The sequence below is a fragment of the Micromonospora sp. LOL_024 genome (genome assembly GCF_048060415.1).
GTDB lineage: Bacteria > Actinomycetota > Actinomycetes > Mycobacteriales > Micromonosporaceae > Micromonospora.
The window spans coordinates 1-18,501 of sequence record NZ_JBHMIS010000050.1 but is presented as its reverse complement, the minus strand read 5'-3'; the positions used below and the strand labels follow the sequence as shown (position 1 = coordinate 18,501).

General features: G+C 68.2%; 21 protein-coding genes and 2 tRNA genes. 18 read left to right on the top strand and 5 right to left on the bottom strand.

Features of this window, described 5'->3' with window-relative positions; translation table 11 throughout:
- Positions 1–333, top strand: a 333-nt coding sequence (locus ACFHWY_RS26360) for a transposase family protein (protein ID WP_416582952.1), incomplete at its 5' end; no start/stop codon positions are given.
- A gap of 74 nt (positions 334–407) precedes the next feature.
- Positions 408–1,244: a hypothetical protein gene (locus ACFHWY_RS26355; RefSeq protein ID WP_416582951.1), complete on the top strand. Its 837-nt coding sequence runs from the start codon at positions 408–410 to the stop codon at positions 1,242–1,244.
- Between the two features lie 160 nt (positions 1,245–1,404).
- Here the strand turns inward: ACFHWY_RS26355 and ACFHWY_RS26350 are convergent, their stop codons facing one another.
- Both ACFHWY_RS26350 and ACFHWY_RS26345 read right to left on the bottom strand, forming a co-directional pair.
- Positions 1,405–1,872: an NUDIX domain-containing protein gene (locus ACFHWY_RS26350; protein ID WP_416582950.1), complete on the bottom strand. Its 468-nt coding sequence runs from the start codon at positions 1,870–1,872 to the stop codon at positions 1,405–1,407.
- A gap of 24 nt (positions 1,873–1,896) precedes the next feature.
- The gene (locus ACFHWY_RS26345) at positions 1,897–3,120 is read right to left on the bottom strand and encodes a helix-turn-helix domain-containing protein (protein WP_416582949.1); all 1,224 of its coding nucleotides are present in this window, start codon (positions 3,118–3,120) and stop codon (positions 1,897–1,899) included.
- Between the two features lie 381 nt (positions 3,121–3,501).
- Between ACFHWY_RS26345 and ACFHWY_RS26340 the strand changes: the two genes are divergently transcribed.
- From ACFHWY_RS26340 to ACFHWY_RS26330, 3 genes are all read left to right on the top strand, one after another.
- Positions 3,502–3,756 (top strand): hypothetical protein, encoded by a 255-nt coding sequence (locus ACFHWY_RS26340; protein WP_416582948.1) that lies wholly within the window; start codon positions 3,502–3,504, stop codon positions 3,754–3,756.
- Positions 3,749–3,991 carry a hypothetical protein gene (locus ACFHWY_RS26335; RefSeq protein WP_416582947.1) on the top strand — a complete coding sequence of 81 codons (243 nt, stop codon included), beginning with the start codon at positions 3,749–3,751 and terminating at the stop codon, positions 3,989–3,991. Before ACFHWY_RS26340 ends, ACFHWY_RS26335 begins: the two co-directional genes overlap by 8 nt.
- A 348-nt stretch (positions 3,992–4,339) precedes the next feature.
- On the top strand, positions 4,340–5,065 hold the full coding sequence (locus tag ACFHWY_RS26330) for a GntR family transcriptional regulator (RefSeq protein ID WP_416582946.1): 726 nt from the start codon (positions 4,340–4,342) through the stop codon (positions 5,063–5,065).
- A 12-nt stretch (positions 5,066–5,077) separates the two neighbouring features.
- Here the strand turns inward: ACFHWY_RS26330 and ACFHWY_RS26325 are convergent, their stop codons facing one another.
- Positions 5,078–5,536 carry a hypothetical protein gene (locus ACFHWY_RS26325; protein ID WP_416582945.1) on the bottom strand — a complete coding sequence of 153 codons (459 nt, stop codon included), beginning with the start codon at positions 5,534–5,536 and terminating at the stop codon, positions 5,078–5,080.
- Between the two features lie 151 nt (positions 5,537–5,687).
- Here ACFHWY_RS26325 and ACFHWY_RS26320 point away from each other — a divergent pair, with 151 nt between their 5' ends.
- From ACFHWY_RS26320 to ACFHWY_RS26290, 7 genes are all read left to right on the top strand, one after another.
- Complete coding sequence (locus ACFHWY_RS26320) at positions 5,688–6,116, top strand: hypothetical protein (RefSeq protein ID WP_416582944.1); 429 nt, start codon at positions 5,688–5,690, stop codon at positions 6,114–6,116.
- A gap of 95 nt (positions 6,117–6,211) precedes the next feature.
- Positions 6,212–6,511 (top strand): hypothetical protein, encoded by a 300-nt coding sequence (locus tag ACFHWY_RS26315; protein WP_416582943.1) that lies wholly within the window; start codon positions 6,212–6,214, stop codon positions 6,509–6,511.
- Positions 6,512–6,549: 38 nt separating this feature from the next.
- Entirely contained in the window at positions 6,550–7,938 is a 1,389-nt protein-coding gene (locus ACFHWY_RS26310; RefSeq protein ID WP_416582942.1) for an FtsK/SpoIIIE domain-containing protein, read from the top strand.
- Positions 7,935–8,558, top strand: a complete 624-nt coding sequence (locus tag ACFHWY_RS26305) for a DUF2637 domain-containing protein (protein ID WP_416582941.1) — start codon at positions 7,935–7,937, stop codon at positions 8,556–8,558. The genes ACFHWY_RS26310 and ACFHWY_RS26305 overlap by 4 nt, the downstream gene beginning before the upstream one ends.
- Entirely contained in the window at positions 8,555–10,357 is a 1,803-nt protein-coding gene (locus ACFHWY_RS26300) for a replication initiator (RefSeq protein WP_416582940.1), read from the top strand. The genes ACFHWY_RS26305 and ACFHWY_RS26300 overlap by 4 nt, the downstream gene beginning before the upstream one ends.
- A 21-nt stretch (positions 10,358–10,378) precedes the next feature.
- Positions 10,379–10,597, top strand: a complete 219-nt coding sequence (locus ACFHWY_RS26295) for a helix-turn-helix domain-containing protein (RefSeq protein ID WP_416582939.1) — start codon at positions 10,379–10,381, stop codon at positions 10,595–10,597.
- On the top strand, positions 10,597–11,850 hold the full coding sequence (locus ACFHWY_RS26290; RefSeq protein ID WP_416582938.1) for a tyrosine-type recombinase/integrase: 1,254 nt from the start codon (positions 10,597–10,599) through the stop codon (positions 11,848–11,850). Before ACFHWY_RS26295 ends, ACFHWY_RS26290 begins: the two co-directional genes overlap by 1 nt.
- Positions 11,851–11,903: 53 nt before the next feature.
- Here ACFHWY_RS26290 and ACFHWY_RS26285 read toward each other — a convergent pair.
- Positions 11,904–11,977, bottom strand: a tRNA-Gly gene (locus ACFHWY_RS26285).
- Positions 11,978–12,200: 223 nt separating this feature from the next.
- On the opposite strand from ACFHWY_RS26285, the gene ACFHWY_RS26280 reads away from it, so the two are divergent.
- The 6 genes from ACFHWY_RS26280 (at position 12,201) to ACFHWY_RS26255 (ending at position 17,621) form a co-directional block, all read left to right on the top strand.
- Positions 12,201–12,274 (top strand) — tRNA-Pro (locus ACFHWY_RS26280).
- Positions 12,275–12,433: 159 nt separating this feature from the next.
- The gene (tig, locus tag ACFHWY_RS26275; RefSeq protein WP_416582937.1) at positions 12,434–13,780 is read left to right on the top strand and encodes a trigger factor; all 1,347 of its coding nucleotides are present in this window, start codon (positions 12,434–12,436) and stop codon (positions 13,778–13,780) included.
- Positions 13,781–13,951: 171 nt separating this feature from the next.
- Positions 13,952–14,593 (top strand): ATP-dependent Clp protease proteolytic subunit, encoded by a 642-nt coding sequence (locus tag ACFHWY_RS26270; RefSeq protein WP_416582936.1) that lies wholly within the window; start codon positions 13,952–13,954, stop codon positions 14,591–14,593.
- Between the two features lie 14 nt (positions 14,594–14,607).
- Positions 14,608–15,270 carry an ATP-dependent Clp protease proteolytic subunit gene (locus ACFHWY_RS26265; protein WP_416582935.1) on the top strand — a complete coding sequence of 221 codons (663 nt, stop codon included), beginning with the start codon at positions 14,608–14,610 and terminating at the stop codon, positions 15,268–15,270.
- A gap of 208 nt (positions 15,271–15,478) precedes the next feature.
- On the top strand, positions 15,479–16,774 hold the full coding sequence (gene clpX, locus ACFHWY_RS26260; protein WP_416582934.1) for an ATP-dependent Clp protease ATP-binding subunit ClpX: 1,296 nt from the start codon (positions 15,479–15,481) through the stop codon (positions 16,772–16,774).
- 49 nt (positions 16,775–16,823) lie between these two features.
- Entirely contained in the window at positions 16,824–17,621 is a 798-nt protein-coding gene (locus tag ACFHWY_RS26255; RefSeq protein ID WP_416582933.1) for a carbon-nitrogen hydrolase family protein, read from the top strand.
- A 17-nt stretch (positions 17,622–17,638) separates the two neighbouring features.
- Here ACFHWY_RS26255 and ACFHWY_RS26250 read toward each other — a convergent pair whose 3' ends face one another.
- Positions 17,639–17,866, bottom strand: coding sequence for a hypothetical protein (locus tag ACFHWY_RS26250; RefSeq protein ID WP_416582932.1), 228 nt, complete (start codon positions 17,864–17,866; stop codon positions 17,639–17,641).
- Between the last annotated feature and the right edge of the window lie 635 nt (positions 17,867–18,501).

Sequence of the window (18,501 nt, the reverse complement as noted above, 5' to 3'; positions counted from 1 at the left end):
CGCGACCTCGGGATCACCGCCGCCCTGAACTGGTCCGCCGCCGAACTCGACCTGCCCACCCCGGCTGACTCCGGCTACGAAAGCGCAGGCCACGGCATCAAAACCCCGGTCAAGCAGCCCACTGACGGCCACCGCCTCGCACCCGACAACCGCGCCTACAACCGACTACTACGCGGCCTACGTTGGCAAGGAGAACGCGGCTTCGCGATCCTGATCGGACGCTGGAAGACGCTACGCCATACAACCGTCAGCCCACGCAGAATCGGCGACATCATCGCCGCAGCCCTGCACCTGACCCACTTCGAATACAAATACCTACCGGAAAGTCGCTGAGATCACTTCACTGGCTTAGCGGCCAGGAAGTCGGAGCCGTCGACTCGTCTTTAGCGATCGCAACCCGAAACATTATGGATCTTTACCGGATTGCTAAGCGACGGATGCCTGACGCCTCCGCCGAGTGGTTGTGGAAACGGCTGGTCGCGGACGGCGAGGATCCGACGTACGCGCGCCTGATCGTCGCCGCGATCGCGCAGCAGCCGGATACGAATACAATCGTCGAAGATGCCGCGCGTTCCATGCTAGGCGCTTGGAAGCAGGAGCATCTGGCTGAACTCGCGCGGATCGGTCGTAGCGCCCAGGAGGATTTTCTGTCGGTTTTCACGGAATCTAGCCGCTCAGAGGAGATCACGACCGTCGAGCCACAGCCGACGACTATCGCTGAGTCGGATGTGACCTGGGATAAGCACCTCCTCGCTGCTGATGAGGGGCAGCGGACATCTTCGGGGGCCTATCCATTTGACCCAAAGAATTCGTGGGAGATGCGCGTCCTCAAGGCGGAGGTAGATCGCAACGATACGGTTGGCTGGTATCGAAACCCGACCGGCGGTCGCTACGCGGTCGCTATTGCTTATGGTGACCCAGGGGTCCAGCGCGTCTTTTACCCGGATTTCCTTGTTTTCACTCGAGGACCGGAAGGGTCCATCCAAACAGGGATTGTCGACCCGCACCGGCCCGACCTTGATGACACGTTGGATAAGTGGACAGCACTCGGCGCATTTGCTGCTGTGCACCCGGATCGCATTGCTCGTGCTTGGGCAGTGATCAACGGGGACGGCGACAGTCTGCTATTCCTAGACCTTGCTTCCAGCGCTGGCCGTGTCGCCCTCGAACAGGCCGCCACGGCCGGCGGTGGCGAACAGGCCATTAGAGCAGCTTTTCGCTCTGCCGGCGGGCGGTACAACTAAGCGGCGAGGCGGCCCAGCTTTCTTACTACCATCCCGATGCTCCAGGGAGGTCAAGAGGCGCGGGGCTGCGTGGCCGGTAAGCAGGGCAGTGCAGGCGTCGCGGACGATGTTGTGTGCCTTGCTTGCCGGGATGATATGAGAGTGTGTATCGGAATTTTGCTTAGACAGCGGTGCCGTGCTCGGCGTACGTGGAGCCGCCGTTGCTGTGCGCGGTGATCGCGGCGCGGACCCTGCGAGCGAGGCGGGGCGGGGAGTGCTGTTCCAAGTCGTCGGCGGGCACGTAGCGGCACTCGGCCACTTCTCCGTCTGCAAAGCGAATGCTGTGTTCCTGCGTCGTGCTGAATGCTCCGCCGTCGAAGATGAAGAGAAGCTTGTCGCCTTCGTTGTCGGCGGGCGCCCAGTCCACGACCAACATCCGGCCGATTGGGGTGGTGAGGCCGAGTTCTTCTTCGACTTCGCGTACGCACGCGGCTCGGGGTGATTCGCCGGGTTCGACGTAGCCGCCGGGGATGTCCCAGTGGTTCTTGTAGCTGGGGCGTACGAGGAGCACGTGGCCTTCGTCGTTGAAGAAGAGGGCGCCTGCGGCGACGCGTGGGGTTGCCATGGGTGGCATCTCGTTGGCCGTCACCAGGGCAGCGTAGACGGGCTGGGGTCAGTCGAGCACCTTGAGCCGGCGGGCGAGGCTGACCAGTTCGGTGGAGGGTTTGCCGCGTTGCCGGCGTACCCAGGTGAGAGCGAGTTGGCGGCTGAGGAAGTGGTGGCGGACCTGTTCGGGTGCCATCTGTTCGGCGTCGAGCAGCATGGCTTGTGCGTCGTCGACCCGGTTCCACGAGCTGTACGCGCGGGCGACCTCCAGGGCGTGCCGGACTCGGCGTTCCATGGGTAGGCCGGTGGTGTCGACGCGGGGGCCGAGGTCGATGGCGACTTGCAGGTCTCCCAGCTCGGCGGCGGTGGCGACGCGGTGGATGGCCACGTTGGTCGGGCCGAACGCGGTCCACAGGTGGTTGGCGTCGGCACCGAGTTTGCCGGCGGCCTGGTCGGCTGCGGCGAGGAAGGTGCGGGTGGTGGCGGCGTCGTTGGCGCGTGCGGCGGCCATACAGCCGGACAGGAACAGGGTGCCGTAGACGGACAGCAACGCAAGCGTGGCCTGGCTGAGGTGGGGTTCCAGGTAGCCGGCGGCGTCTTCGGTGAGGCGTACGGCGTCGGTGTAGCGGCCGGTGGCGTGCAGGGCGTGGCCGACGGATCGGAACAGGGAGCCGGTGATGAGCGGGTCACCGGTCGGGCGGACGGCGGACAGACCGCGGTCGGCGGCGATCCAGGCGAGGTCGCTCTCTCCGAGTTTCGTGAGCTGCGTGGCCGCGAGCTGGTAGGCCAGGCCGAGGAGTCGGCGGGCGTCGTCTTGGTCGTCGCCGTCGTGGTGGTCGGCGGCGTCTTGGGCGCGGTGGAGCAGGTCGGGTAGGCGGCTGGTGACGTACCCGAATCGGGAGTCCTGGTAGGCGTCCCAGAGTGCCCCGACTTCCTTCCTGAGCACGGCGATGCTGGGTGGTTCGGTGTCGGTGCCGCCGCCGAGTGGGGCGAGGGCGCGGTAGTTCATCAGGGCGGCGCGCAGCGCGGGCACGGTGTGGGTGCCGCTGTCGGTGGTCCAGTCGAGCAGGGCGGGTTCGCCGAGCAGGTCGCCGAGGGAGATGTCCAGGGCTTCGGCGAGGGACTTGATGACGGACAGGCGGTCCAGGTCGATCCGGTTGTTCTCGACTTTGCCGAGCCAGTCGGCGGTACGGCCGATGAGTCCAGCGAGGACTTCTTGCGACAGGCCGCGTCGACGGCGGTACCAGGCGACGCGTTCGCCGATGGTCAGGGTGGTGGTGGTCCCGCGCATGGGTTCACTGTCTCCCCTCGGTCGGCGGCGACCCCGGAAGGTTTTTCCGGGTCGTCGGCTGGTTCGTGCCACAGCCTGTGTGCATGACGGGGCTGAACGTATCGACCAACTGCCAATCCTGCTCCGGCGCGGGCTGGAAGTACACCCTCGCCCGTACCCAGGTCCGGACGCTCGGCCGAGCAGCGGAGCACGCGCCCGCTGGCCCGGCGGTCCTGCCTGGACTGTGCGGGGTCCGGTCGTTCGGTGTCCTGCTGAGGCTGGCCCGGGGTGGGTGCTGGCATGGGACCGCGACCCGAACGACGGTCCCGACTGAGCCCGCCCGCCTCGGTGCCTCGCAGGCAGCAACCCCTCCCGCCGGGCGCACCGAATCCGGGTGACTTGGTGCTGTTGGACGGTCGGGCGTCGGTGCAGTTCGGCGGTGACCGGGCGCTGTGGCTGCGGGTGTCCTCGATCAGCGACCGGCCGGCGTATGACGGCTGGATCTGGCTCGCGGGTTACGCGATCAACCCGACCACCGGGGAGGCGTTGGCGCGGCGGGAGGTCTTTTCGCGGATCGCCGGCCTTCAGATCAACCCTCAACTACCCGCCGGTCCGTCGGGAACGGCACGGCAGACGACGAGGAGACGTGGTGTTTGACCTACGGGTACGACTCGGCGCCGTGCTGTACATCGACGCTGCCGACCGCTACCGCCCTACCGACGGGCCAATGACGTTGCGAGTCACCGGGGTTCGCCTGGTGCTCAACCGGCCGGAGCGGGAGCAGTGGATCTGGGTCGAGGGCACCAAGGTCACCCCAAGCCACCAACACGGCGAACGCACCCAAGTCCTCGTACCGACCCGACTGTTCGCAACGAAGAGTGCAGCCCAGTGACCACGTATCTGTCGGGAGCGGTGCGGGATCAGTTGCGGGCCGCGCAGTCGCAGCTTGACCGACACACCCCGACGAGCGCAGACGGGCAGTGTCCGGCCTGCGGGGTGGAGGGTCCGTGTCCGCAGCGGCGGGCAGCATTGCGGGTGTTCGGCCGGTACGGCTGTCTGCCTCGGCGGTGGCCGGGCGCGACCCGTCCGGAACGGGTGCAGGCGGCGTCGTCGTGGTCGGGGTGGTTGGACGCTGCGGTGGAGGGCGTGACAGCCGAACGGCTGAGCTGACTTGTTCTGTCATGCAAACAACTCATAAGCTGCTGTGATACATGCAGCGTTCATAGGTGGGGTGCCTGCGATGGCGTACGAGATTCCGACGCCGAAATACCTGCGCGTGTTGAATACGCTGCGCAAGCGCATCGAGGACGGCGACTACGCGCCCGGTGCGGCGCTGCCGTCGGAGAACCAGCTCTGCACGGAGTTCGGGGTGTCCCGGCCGACGGTGCTCAAGGCGCTGGGCATCCTCAAGCAGGACGGCTGGATCGAGTCCCAGCAGGGCAAAGGCAGCTTCGTACGCGGCCGACCCGCCGCCGGCCGCACCTCCCCGGACTATGCCCGCGACGCCGTCGAGCTGGACGAGACCGGCGACACCGAGATCCTGCACGTCGGCCCCGTCCTCGCCACGCCCCGCATCGCGGCCGAGTTGAAGATCCCCGAAGGTACGCCGGTCTACGAACGCCGCCGCCGCACCGTCACCGAGGTCGGCCCGGTCGACCTGATCGCCACCTTCGTGCCAGTAGACATCGCCGTTGGCACCGACATCACCAAGCCGGACCCGATACCGGGTGGCCTGCTCGACCTCATCGCCCGCCAAAAGGGCCTACGGGCCGACTACGCCACCGAACGCATGACCGCCCGCCGCGTCAGCCCCGACGAGGCTGACGCCCTGGACGTGCCGGCCGACGAGTCGGTGATGAGCGTCGTCATCACCGTGCACCAAGCCTCCGGCGAGGCCATCATGACCTCGGTCCTGGTCATGCCCGGCAGCCGCCACGAGGTCGAAGACACCTACGCCGTGTCCTGACTGGATCAGCTTCTAGATCGCCGTAAAATCCTCGTCATCGTCGTCTGGCGGCAGCGGCGCTTGCCACCAGAGGTCGATGAGGAACATCTGCGCGTCGTCACGCCCGCGTCGGTGGACCCGGACGCCATAGACCCCGGCCCCTTGCGGGAGCGCGATCTCTGCCGCCGCTCCGGCGGTGATCTGTTCAACCAGCAGTTCTCGGGTGGGGCAGTGTACCTGAAGCTGTCGACGCCCGTCCCACGAACCACAATCGGGCTCGGGCTCACCGCTCCATATCCGTAGCTCAAGGTTCACCCTCAGCGGGTCCGAAGGCGCTCGCACGGTGACCTGGTATGTGGACGCGCCGGCTATCTGATCCTGTGAATCTCGGTATGACTCGCCGTCGTCGCCGGCATCACACCATGCGTCCCGTAGGACGAAGTGGCCATAAAGGATGCTTACCGCAGTTCGATGAACGGCGAGAGGTTCCATGCCTCACAGGCTGGCACCATCGCCCGACACTCCTATGTGAACGCATCTCGCCCGAACCCTTGCTTGTGCTTACAAGCTGACGTAGCTTGTAAGCTCAACCGGTTGTCAGGGAGACGGCTGGTGAAGCTAGGAGGCTGCCCACGTGGTTCCGATGACGTTGAAGGTGCCGGTGCCGTCCGAGTACGTCTTCCCTGCCGGGGCGCTGTGCCTCGGTGTGTCGCCGCAGATCGATTTTGAGCGGCGTGGTGAGGCGGACAACCAGGCGCGGGACAAGGAGACCGGGGAGCGGGTGTGGGTGGTGCGGGTGATGGACCTGGACCCGGAGGCCGGGAAGTTCGGCCGGTCGACTGAGGTGAAGGTGAAGGTGGTGGCGGCGCAGCAGCCGGTGCCGCCGCCGTCCACGGTGCCGGGTTACCCGCCGGCGGTGGAGTTCGAGGGCCTGACGTTGACCCCGTACGTGGATTCGCAGCGGTGCAAGCCGGGCCGTTCGTCGGGTGACTGCCGGTCGCGGATGGCGTATTCGCTGCGGGCGTCGGCGGTCCGTCCGGCGTCGTCGGTGCCGGGTTCGGTGGCCGCCTGAGTTCTGTTTGGCGCGCGGGGCGGGTCGTTTCCCCGCCAAGAGTCCCGGCCCGTCCCCGCGCTCACCTCATCCCTCGTCTGATGAAGGAGGGCGTGATGCCCACCGTAGTTCACCCCGCCCTGATCGCACTCGTGCCGCTGCTGGCCGGCGCGCTGCTGCTCGTAGCCCGGACACGCCTTGCCGACCTGCGGCATGTGCTGCGAGAGGTGGAAGCGGCGCTGCGGTCACTGCTGCGAATGCCGCCGGCTTCCGGCCTGGTCTACGCGATCCGCTGCCCGCGCTGCCGCCGGTGGGTGAAGCCGCGCCGGTTCGACCTGCGGCGCATGTCGTGCCGCTCGTGCATCGCCACGCTCGGCCGTGGCCGGCGTGGTCAGGGCGGTGACGTGTGCCTCTGATCAACGTCATTCCGGGGGACAAGATCCCCGTTGCGCCGATGAATGTGCGTCTTCCCGCGTGGCGGGTGCCGGGTTGGCTGCTGGTGTTCTGGTGGCTGGCCCGGGGCCTTGCCCGCCTCACCGTTCTCGCTATTCGCTACTGGTGGCTCACCACTCCCACCGTGCTCGCGCTGTGGATCCGGGCGGAGTTCGGTGGCCTGACCCTGGCCGCTGTCGCCGCGACGGTTGCCGCTGGGTGTGTCGGGTGGTGGCGGTGGCATCCGGTGTCGTGGCTGCGGTTCGGCTGGTTCCCGCTCGTTGCCCGGGTTCGGGCGCTGGTGGTGTATCGGCCTCGGTGGGCGTCGGTGATGGCCACCTGCGGGCTGGCGACGGTGTTCGGTGGTGACCGCTACGTGCCCCGGCTGGTCAAGGTGCGCTGTGACCGGTGGGGCGATGAGCTGACCGTGCGCATGCTGCCGGGGCAGATCCCGGATGACTGGGGCCAGGCGGCGGAACGTCTCGCCTACGCGTTCCGCCAGCACACCGGGCAAGCCCGCTCCACCGACCGCCCTGATCGGGTGGTGGTCCGGTTCATGCGCCGCGACCCCCTCGCCCGTATCGTCGTGCCGCTGCCCGTGACGGACGTGCCCGACCTCGGCGGGCTGCCCCTCGGCGTACGGGAGGACGGAGAACCGTATCGGCTGCGGCTGGCCGGCTCACACGTCCTGATCGCCGGGGCGACGGGGGCGGGCAAGGGGTCGGTGTTGTGGTCGCTCATCCGGTCCCTGGCCGGCGGCATTCGCTCCGGGCTGGTGGAGGTGTGGGCGTTCGACCCGAAGGGCGGCATGGAGTTGGCGGCCGGGGTGCCGTTGTTCGCCCGGTTCGCCTACGACGACCCCGACGGCATGGCCGGCGTCCTGGACGAGGCGGTCAAGCGGATGCGGTTGCGGGCGTCCCGGTTGCGGGGTGTGACGCGGCAGCATGTGCCGATGGTGGAGGAGCCGTTGCTGGTCCTGGTCATCGATGAGCTGGCCGCGTTGACCGCCTACATCACCGACCGGAAGGTCCGCGACCGGATCAAAGAATCCCTCGGGCTGCTGCTGTCGCAGGGCCGCGCGGTCGGGGTGCACGTGGTCGCCGCGCTCCAGGACCCGCGCAAAGACGTGCTGCCGTTCCGGGACCTGTTCCCAACCCGCATCGGCCTGCGGCTGACCGAGCCGGAGCAGGTGGACATGGTCCTCGGCGACGCCGCCCGCGACCGGGGCGCGCTCTGCGACCGGATCCCCGAAACGGCACCGGGGGTGGGTTTCGTCGTCCTCGACGGCGTCCGCGAACCCGTCCGGGTCCGCTTCGCCTACCTCACCGACGACGACATCCGCACCCTCGGCCACAACTACCGCCGCCTCGACCACACCGACAGCACCGACGAGCAGGGAGTGACGGCGTGAAGACCAACGCGCAACGGGCAGAGGGCGTGGTCCTGGTCCTCATCGTCCTCATCGTCGGTGGACTCGCCGGAGCCGCGTCGTTCACGCACGTGCACGACTGGACCATGGCCAATTCGCCCGCCGGTACCGGGGACTGGTTCGGCTGGGCCAACGCCGCCATCTCCGAACTCCTACCCCTCGCGGCGCTGCTGACCATCCGGCAACGCCGCCGCACCGGCGGCCCCATCGGCTACCCCATGTTCCTGCTCGTCTGCGCCGTCGCGCTCTCCCTCGCCGCGCAACTCGCCGTGGCCAAGCCGGGCCTGTCCGGGTTGCTACTGTCCGCCGTGCCCGCGCTGGCCTTCCTCGGCCTGTCCAAACTCGTCTTCTCCACCGCCCCCGTACCACTGGCCACCACGGCGGCCGACGACCAGACGGCCGGACGTGACGCGCCCTCAGTGCGGGTCAACGACCAAGCGGCGACCGTCGTGCGGGATGGCGACGAGGAGCAGTCTCGGCCGGTGATCCTGCGGCCCGTCCCGTCGATCGACCGCGAACGGCGTCCCGGGCTGGTGCCTGTCCCGGCGGCGGCGTTCACGTCCCGCAACGGCACCCCTGCCGGTCTGGAGGGTGACCGGTGAGTCAACTCGAACTGATCCCTACCGCGACCCCGGCCACCGACACTCAGGAGGTGGAGCGGCCTCGGCCGGGCTCCCGGGCGGACCGGATGCGCAAGCCGCTCGCCAAGGACGCGCTCAAGCAACTCGCCGGACAACGCGGCGTCTGCGTCCGCCCCCTGGCACTGCGTCGCACCGACACCGCCACCGGCGTGACCGAAGTGGTCGAGGTGCCCTGCGGGGCCACCCTCTCCGTTAAGTGCAAGCCGTGTGCGGAGCGGGGCCGGCGGCTGCGCATCCAGCAGATCCGGGAAGGCTGGCACCTCGCCGACGAACCCGCCGTGCGTCCCGACAAACCGGGAGAGGACGCGCTTGCGCTGGTGCGGGTGCGGGCGCACCTGGAGTTCGAGCGGGAAGCCGTCCAGTACCAGCCGATGACCCCGGACGAGCGGGTCGCACACCTGGCCGAGATTGACGCCGCCATCGCGGAACTGGACGAAGCGCTTGGCGAGACGAGCCTGCGCGGGCACCTCACCCCGAAAGACCGCGACGAACGACCACGCCGCAAACGGTCGACCCGCAGGCGGCAGGACTCACCCGACCTGCCCCGCCTGCCCGTCGACCCCCGCACAATCGGCCGGGCCTACTCCGGCAAGACCGGCAAGACCCACCGACCCTCCATGCTCGTCACCCTCACCCTCGGCACCCACGGGCCGGTGCACTCCCACCTACGGCGCGGCCCCTACGTCGCACCGTGCGAGTGCGGCCAGCGACACGGACCGCACGATGACGTGCTCGGCACGCCCGTCGACCCCATCAGCTATGACTACCGGCGGGCCGCTCTGGACGCGATCCACTTCGCCCGGGTGCTGGACCGGTGGTGGCAGAACGTGCGCCGGGCGGCAGGCTGGAACGTCCAGTACGCGGGCGCGGTCGAGCTGCAACGGCGGCTTGCGCCGCACGCGCACTTCGCGATCCGCGGCACCCTGCCCCGACGGCTGCTCAAGCAGATCGCCGCCGCGACCTATCACCAGGTGTGGTGGCCCTCGTTCACTGAGCCGGTTTACCGGGTGGACAAGCCGCCGGTCTGGGACGTCGACCGACAGGCATACGTCGACCCGAAAACGCGCGAGCCGCTGCCGACCTGGGGTGAAGCCCTCGACGCCCTGGAGGAACCCGACAGCCGGCCCGCCTACGTCGCCCGCCTCGGGCGGATCGACGCCCGGGGCATCGAGCAAGGCACGAAGGATGCGGAACGGTCCATCCGGTACGTGACCAAGTACGTGACCAAAGATCTGACCGACCAGGCACGGCCACGCTCTGACGCACAGAAGGCGCACTTCGACCGGCTGCACGCGGAGCTGTCCGTGCTGCCCTGCTCGCCGACGTGTGCGAACTGGCTGCTCTACGGCGTCCAGCCGGACGGCGTCAAGGCCGGCTTGACGCCGGGACGGTGTACCGGGAAGGTCCACCAACGCTCCACCCTCGGCTTCACCGGCCGCCGTGTCCTCGTCTCCCGACAGTGGTCCGGCAAAACCCTCGCCGACCACCGCGCCGACAACCGGGCATGGGTGCGAGCGATCCTCGCCGGCGGCATGGCCGACACCGAGGAGCACGACCAGGCGGCCGACGAGGCAGACGGGCCGAACCGGTACCGGTTCGAACTCGCCCGACCCGAAGACCCTGACGTGCCGCCGCTGGAGCACCGGCTCCTCCGCGCCATCTCGGCCCGCATTCGGTGGCGGGCAGACCTCGACACCGCACGGCAGCGAACATCCGGCGCTGTTTCGGCAACCGATCAACCCGCCGCGTTGGCGGCCTAAACCCCTGGAAGGAGCAACCGCATGGATGACGAGCTGTTGACCGCCGATGAGGTCGCCGCTCGCCTGAAGGCAACGCCGCGATTCGTCCGCCGGCTGGTGGCTGAGCGGCGGATCGCGTTCGTGAAGGTCGGCCGGTTGGTGCGCTTCGAGGCGTCCGCCGTGGCCGCGTACATCGAGACACACCGGGTGGTGCCGATGACCCGGGCGCAGCTGCGTGACTACCTGGGGGAGGTGGCCTGATGGCGGGCAACAAGGGCCGGCGGCGTTTCGGCAACGTGCGGCGGCTGCCGTCCGGGCGGTTCCAAGCTCGGTATGTCGGGCCGGACGGGTTGGAGCGGAAGGCGCCGCACACCTTCGAGACGGAGAGGCAGGCGGGCAAGTGGTTGACCGTCGTGGAGTCGGAGATCATCAAGGGGGAGTGGTCGGCTCCGGAGGCGGGCGAGATTAAGCTTGATTCGTACGGCCGGAAGTGGATCGCCGAACGGAAGCTCCAGCCGCGTAGCCGCGAGAACTACGAGGACCTGTTCCGGCTGCACGTCTGCCCGCACCTGGGCGCGCTCGCCCTGGGCGCGATCAAGCCGCAGACCATCCGTACCTGGCGGCGCACGCTGCTCGACGGTGGCACCACGGAACCGCAGGCGGTCAAGGCGTACTCGCTGCTGCGGGCGATCCTCAACACCGCCATGAAGGAGGACGAGTTGATTCGGCAGAACCCCTGCCGCATCCCGGGTTGTGACCGCTATCACACGCCGGAGCGGCCGGTGGCGACTGTCGCCCAGGTGCTCTCCCTCGCCGAGCGGATGCCGGCCCGGTTCTCCGCGCTGGTGATCGTGGCCGCGTTCTCCGGGCTGCGCTGGGGTGAGCTGGCGGCGCTGCGGCGTGCGGACGTGGACCTGACCGCCGGCACGGTCCGCGTCCCTCGCAAGCTGGCGGCGCTGCGTGGCCGGATGGAGTTCGGGCCGCCCAAGTCGGAGGCGGGCAACCGGGTGGTGACGCTGCCAGCTGCGGCGCGGACCGTGCTCGCTGCACACCTGGATGAGTACGTGGGGGAGGGGCCGGAGGCGCTGGTCTTCACCGGGGACAAGGGGGCGGTGTTGCGTTCCGGCAACTTCCGGCGGGCGGTCGACTGGGCGGCGGCGCTGCGGGCGGCTGGCATGCCGGCGGGGTTCCACTTCCACGACCTACGGCACACCGGCAACAACCTGGCGGCGGCGACCGGGGCCAGCACCCGGGACCTGATGCACCGGATGGGGCACGCCAGCATGCGGGCGGCGCTGATCTACCAGCACGCCAACAGTGAGCGCGATCGGGAGATCGCCGACGCTATGGATCGCCGCATCGCGAAGCAGGCTAAGCGCGCAGCGGGCAAGGCCAAGGCCAAGCAGAAGCCGACCAAGGGCAAGAAGACCACGCGGCCGGCACGCGAACCCGCCTCGGACGGCACGGCCGGCGCTACTGGCACGCCAATGGCACGCAAGATCAAAGAGAGCTGAAACGAGAACGGCCCAGGCTCGGCGATCATGCCGTTGACCTGGGCCGGTGTTGCTGGAGCGGGCGACGAGAATCGAACTCGCACCGTCAGTTTGGAAGACTGAAGCTCTGCCATTGAGCTACGCCCGCGTACGCCCGAACGAGGGGCGTGCCCGACAGCCTACCCAATGCCCGTGGCGCCCGCGCGTCCGTATCCGTGTGCCGCGCCGCTCATGATCCGCACAACGTCCGGGTGGGGCCATGCGGGGGCGGCGTCCCGGTGTCGCCGGTGTCCGTTTTGCAGACGTTCGGCGGGTTGGGTGCCGCCCCGGCAACCCGTTGTCGGACAGACGGCATAGACTGCTCGTCGCCACGGGGTGTGGCGCAGCTTGGTAGCGCACTCGCTTTGGGAGCGAGGGGCCGTGGGTTCAAATCCCGCCACCCCGACTGCCGCTCGCGGCCGGGTAGTTCCGGGCGCCGGTCGTCCCCGGTTCCGCCGCTGCGGCGGTGCACCGGGCGCTGCCGGTCCGCCGGGTCGGCTCGCCTACACTCGATGGGCCGAAAGTGCGCCCAGATTCAAACCGAGATCCGTCAAGGAGTACGCCTGTGAAGAGCACCGTCGAGACTCTGAGCCCGACGCGCGTGCGGCTCGCCATCGAGGTGCCGTTCGTCGAGCTCGAGCCGAGCCTCAAGAAGGCGTACCGGGAGATCGGCCAGCAGATCCAGATTCCTGGCTTCCGTAAGGGCAAGGTGCCGGCCGCGATCATCGACCAGCGGGTGGGCCGGGGCACCGTGCTCAACGAGGCGGTGCAGGAGGCCATCCCGCAGAACATCCTCTCGGCGGTGCGTGAGCATGACCTGAAGACCCTGGGTCGCCCCGAGGTGGAGATCACCGAGTTCAACGACGGTGACTCGCTCAACTTCACCGCCGAGGTCGACGTCCGGCCGGAGATCACCGTTCCCGAGCTGACCTCCGTCGAGGTGACTGTCGACGAGCTACAGGCGGACGACGGTGAGATCGACGAGCAGGTGAAGAACCTGCGTGAGCGGTTCGCCACCCTCAAAACCGTCGAGCGCGCCGCGGCAGAGGGCGACTACGTCCAGATCGATCTGCGCGCGACCGTCGACGGCGAGGAGGTGCCGGGCGGCTCGGCCAGCAACATCTCCCACGAGGTGGGCAGCAAGCAGCTCCTGCCGGGCCTGGACGAGGCGGTGGTGGGTCTCGCCGCCGGCGACGACACCACGTTCACCACGCAGCTCGTCGGCGGGGACTTCGCCGGCCGCGACGCCGACGTGGTGGTGACCGTGCGTACGGTCAAGGAGAAGGAGCTGCCGGCGCTGGACGACGACTTCGCCCAGCTCGCCAGCGAGTTTGACACCATCGAGGAGCTGCGTGGTGACCTGCGTGAGCGGGTCGTCCGGGGCAAGCGGGTCGAGCAGATCTACGCGGCCCGGGACAAGGCCCTCGAGCAGTTGGTCGAGGCGGCCGAGGTGCCGGCGCCGGAGGGCGTGATCCGCGACGAGGTGGAGAGCCGCAAGCAGGCGATGGTGGACCAGCTGGAGCGCATCGGCGCCTCCCTGGAGGACTACCTCGCCGCCGAGGAGAAGACCGAGGAGCAGATCGACACCGAGCTGACCGAGGCCGCCACCCAGGGGGTCAAGGTCCAGCTACTGCTCGACACGCTCGCCGACGCCGAGGACGTGCAGGTCTCCGACGACGAGTTCGGTCACGAGATCGTCCACCGCGCCCAGCGCGCCGGCATGGCCCCCCAGCAGTACTACGACCAGCTGGTCCGGTCCGGTGCGGCCGGCGCGGTCTTCGGCGACGTCCGCCGGGGCAAGGCGCTGTCGACCGTCATGGAGCGCATCACGATCAAGGACGCGGCCGGCGACGTGGTCACGCTTGACGCGCTGCGCGAGGCCAGCGAGCAGGAGCACTCGCACGAGGACTGATCACGGGGTGGAGGGCCACCGTCCGCCGGTTGCGGTGGGTGGTGGCCCGATCCCGTTTTCGGGGTACGCCCGCGGTGCTGCGCTGAGAGCGAACAGAGCCCGGACCGGGACTCTGCCGGCCGACCCAGCGGTTAGTGTCGGACACGACGGTACGGAAAGCGAAGGGCTGCCATGACCGACATGCACATCCCAGCGAAGCCGATCCGGGCTATCGACGCCCGTGGCGGTGACACCATTGGCAACCTCGACGATTCGGTCTACAACCGGCTGCTCAAGGAGCGGATCATTTTCCTTGGCAGCGAGGTGACCGACCAGGTCGCCAACCGCATCTGCGCGCAGCTGCTGCTGCTCGCCGCGGAGGATCCGGACCGCGACATCAACCTCTGGATCAACTCGCCCGGTGGCTCGGTCTACTCCGGCATGGCCATCTACGACACGATGCAGTTCATCGACAACGACGTGTCGACCGTGGCGATGGGCATGGCCGCCTCAATGGGCCAGCTGCTGCTCTGTGCGGGCACCAAGGGCAAGCGTTACGCCCTCCCGCACGCCCGGATCATGATGCACCAGCCGTCCGGCGGCATGGGCGGCACCGCCGCCGACATCGCTATCCAGGCCGAGCAGATGCTGTACACCAAGCGGATGTTCCAGGAACGGGTCGCCTTCCACACCGGTCAGCAGCCGACGCAGATCGAGGCGGATTCGGACCGGGACCGTTGGTTCACCGCCCAGGAGGGCGTGGACTACGGCTTCATCGACAAGGTGATCACCGGGGCCGCCCAGGTTCCCGAGGGCGCCGGGACCCTGAGCTGATCGAGGAGCTGACGATGACCGACCTGAGCCTGCCGCCCCAGTTCGCGGCCGTGCACAACCGCTATGTCCTGCCGTCGTTCGTCGAGCGCACGTCGTACGGGGTCAAGGAGTCCAACCCGTACAACAAGCTCTTCGAGGACCGCATCATCTTCCTCGGTGTCCAGGTGGACGACGCGTCGGCCAACGACGTGATGGCCCAGCTGCTCACCCTGGAGGGGACGGATCCCGACCGGGACATCATCATGTACATCAACTCGCCGGGCGGCTCGTTCACCGCGATGACGGCTATCTACGACACCATGCAGTACGTCCGGCCGGACATCCAGACCGTGTGTCTGGGGCAGGCCGCGTCCGCCGCCGCGGTGCTGCTGGCCGCGGGCACCCCGGGCAAGCGGATGGCGCTGCCGAACTCGCGGATCATCATTCACCAGCCGGCCACGGAGGGCGGCTACGGGCAGGGCTCGGACATCGAGATCCAGGCCCGGGAGATTCTGCGGATGCGTACGCAGCTGGAGGAGATGCTCTCCCGGCACTGCGACCGGGCGGTCGACCTGGTGCGCAAGGACATCGACCGAGACAAGATCATGACTGCCGAGGAGGCCCGCGAGTACGGGCTGGTCGACACGATCCTCAGCAGCCGCAAGAAGGGCCTGCTGGCCGCCAACGCCGCCAGCTGACCAGTTTCGGGCAGAGGTCGGCCGGGCCGGTTACCGGCCGGCCTCTGACACACCCGATTTGGGGGTCGGAGAAACCTCCGCCAGCGGGTAACGTCGGTGCCGTACCGCTCAGCCGGGCGACCGGCGGGGCGAGAAGAAGACGGGCGGAGCGTCAGATGTCCGCAGGTCGTGGCCGGAGCTCCGGTCGATGAGTGCAGGGAGAACGTAGGTGGCACGGATCGGTGACGGCGGCGACCTACTCAAATGCTCCTTCTGCGGCAAGTCGCAGAAGCAGGTCAAGAAGCTCATCGCGGGCCCTGGGGTCTACATCTGCGACGAGTGCATCGATCTCTGTAACGAGATCATCGAAGAGGAGTTGGCCGAGTCCGGTGAGGTGAAGTGGGAAGAGCTTCCCAAGCCGATGGAGATCTGCCAGTTCCTCGACAACTACGTCGTCGGGCAGGAGCAGGCCAAGAAGGCCCTCGCCGTCGCGGTCTACAACCACTACAAGCGGATCCAGGCCGAGGCGGCCGGCGCGCCGGGCGCCGGCAACGACGGCGTCGAGCTGGCCAAGTCGAACATCCTCCTGCTCGGCCCGACCGGGTGCGGCAAGACCCATCTGGCGCAGACCCTGGCGCGGATGTTGAACGTGCCGTTCGCCATCGCCGACGCCACCGCCCTGACCGAGGCGGGCTACGTCGGTGAGGATGTGGAGAACATCCTCCTCAAGCTGATCCAGGCTGCCGACTACGACATCAAGCGGGCCGAGACCGGCATCATCTACATCGACGAGGTCGACAAGATCGCCCGGAAGTCGGAGAACCCGTCGATCACCCGGGACGTCTCCGGTGAGGGCGTCCAGCAGGCGCTGCTGAAGATGCTCGAAGGCACCGTGGCGAACGTGCCGCCGCAGGGCGGGCGTAAACACCCGCACCAGGAGTTCATCCAGATCGACACCACCAACGTGCTGTTCATCTGCGGTGGCGCCTTCGCCGGGCTCGACCAGATCATTGAGGCGCGTACGGGGCACGGCGGGACCGGTTTCGGTGCCCGTCTGCGCGCTGTCTCCGACCGCTCCACCGACGACATCTTCGGCCAGGTGATGCCGGAGGACATGCTGAAGTTCGGGTTGATCCCGGAGTTCATCGGCCGCCTCCCGGTGATCACCAGTGTGCGCAGCCTCGACCGACCCGCGTTGGTGCGGATCCTCACCGAGCCGCGCAACGCTCTCGTCCGGCAGTACCAGCGTCTGTTCGAGCTGGACGGCGTCGAGTTGGAGTTCGAGCGGCCGGCACTGGAGGCGATCGCCGACCAGGCCATGCTTCGCGGCACGGGTGCCCGCGGCCTGCGCGCCATCTTGGAAGAGGTCCTGCTCTCCGTGATGTACGAGGTGCCCAGCAACCCCGATGCCGCCCGGGTGCTCATCAGCCGTGAGGCGGTGCTGGAGAACGTGAACCCGACAATCGTGCCACGGGAGTTCACCGGGCGTCGTGCTCGGCGGGACCGCGAGGAGAAGTCGGCCTGACGCGGCTTCCCGCTGCGCGGGTCTGTCGTTCGCCCGTACGCTGGCCGTCATGCGTGTCGCCGTCTGCCAGCTGAATTCACGCGAGAACCGGAAGGCGAACCTCGCCGCGACGGGAGCCTTGATCGACCGCGCGGCGGATGCCGGCGCGGACCTGGTGCTCCTTCCGGAGTACGTCGACTATCTGGGGTCCGGTGCCGGTATGCCGGCGCCAGAGCCGGCCGACGGCGAGGTCGGGCGGTTCTTCGCCGCCGCCGCTCGACGGCGTTCCGTCTGGCTGATCGCCGGCTCTTTCCACGAGGCCGGCCCCGAGCCGGGGCGCACCTGGAACACCATGCTGGTCTTCGACCGCTCCGGCGCGCTCGCCGCCAGCTACCGCAAGATCCATCTGTACGACGTGGAGATCCCCGGGCGGGTCTCGTACCGGGAATCCGCCACGGTGGCACCGGGCGACCAACCGGTGGTGGTTGACGTCGAAGGGCTCCGGGTCGGGCTGTCCATTTGCTACGACCTGCGTTTTCCGGAGCTCTATCGCCACCTTGCCACCGCTGGTGGCGCACAACTGCTGGTGGTGCCAGCAGCCTTCATGATGCACACCGGCCGGGACCACTGGGAGGTCCTGCTGCGTGCCCGCGCGATCGAGAACCAGTGCTACGTCGCGGCGGCCGGGCAGACGGGAGACCACGAGCCTGGGCGGTCCTGTTACGGGCGGAGCATGGTGGTCGACCCGTGGGGGACGGTGCTGTCCCAGGTGCCCGACGGCCCCGGGTTCGCGGGGGCTGACATCGACCTGGCCCGTCTGGAGCGCATCCGCGCCGAGCTACCCAGTCTGGCCAACCGCCGGCTCTGACCTCCGTCAGTCCCAAACTAATCCTGAAGAAGGACGCCGACCAGCGCGAATCCGGCGATAGCGGCGGCGGTGATCAGGAGGGCCGTGCTCATCCTTGACGGACCCCGCCGCGCCAGCCGTTTGACGGAGACCAGAACCGCGAACAGCACGAACGCCCCGATGATCAACTGCCAGATCGGCAGCAGGAGACCGAGCAGCGCATCCTCGGCGAGGACCGGAACGGTGAGCCGGGATACGTCTTCCATACCAAACACTCTGGCACGTGGGCGCCGTCTGCGGCCGCACCGAGCCCATTGCCTGAACGCCAGGGCGGTCGGGCGGCCGCGGTCGTCGGCGACACGGGGCAGCCGCCGTTGGCACCGAAGGTGGCGGCGCCGATCGGCGGTGCTACCGGCAGGTCGCAGCCGACGCCGGCAGCCCATCGAAGCTCGATGATTTGCCTTATCCGGGGCGTCCGCGTAACTTTCTCTCTGCACGGGGGAGGTCGGGGCAAACCGGTCGACAACGGGCGCCGGAATCGCGAGGACGATGTCGTCGCGAGACTGTGACCGGGTGGTGCGAAGCATTCCACTGGATGGAGTTGCGATCGCGAAGCCAGCCGGGTAAGGTGCTGAAGCCGGCAGGAGCCGAGTGGGTCGCTGCGAGCAGTGATCGGCCGGTCTGTGGCGTCTCACGAAAGAAGCGACCGCCGTCAGGCGTGCGCCAACGTGAGACCGAGTTGTCTACGAAGAAGACCTGATTACTCAGGTTGACCTAGAAGAGCGACTCGGATAGGTTGGAGCGGTTGCCCCGGACGCGGTTTTGGTAAACGAAGTCGCGGATGGTGTGTGGTTGTTCTTTGAGAACTCAACAGGGTGCTTGATAAGCCAGTGCCAATTGT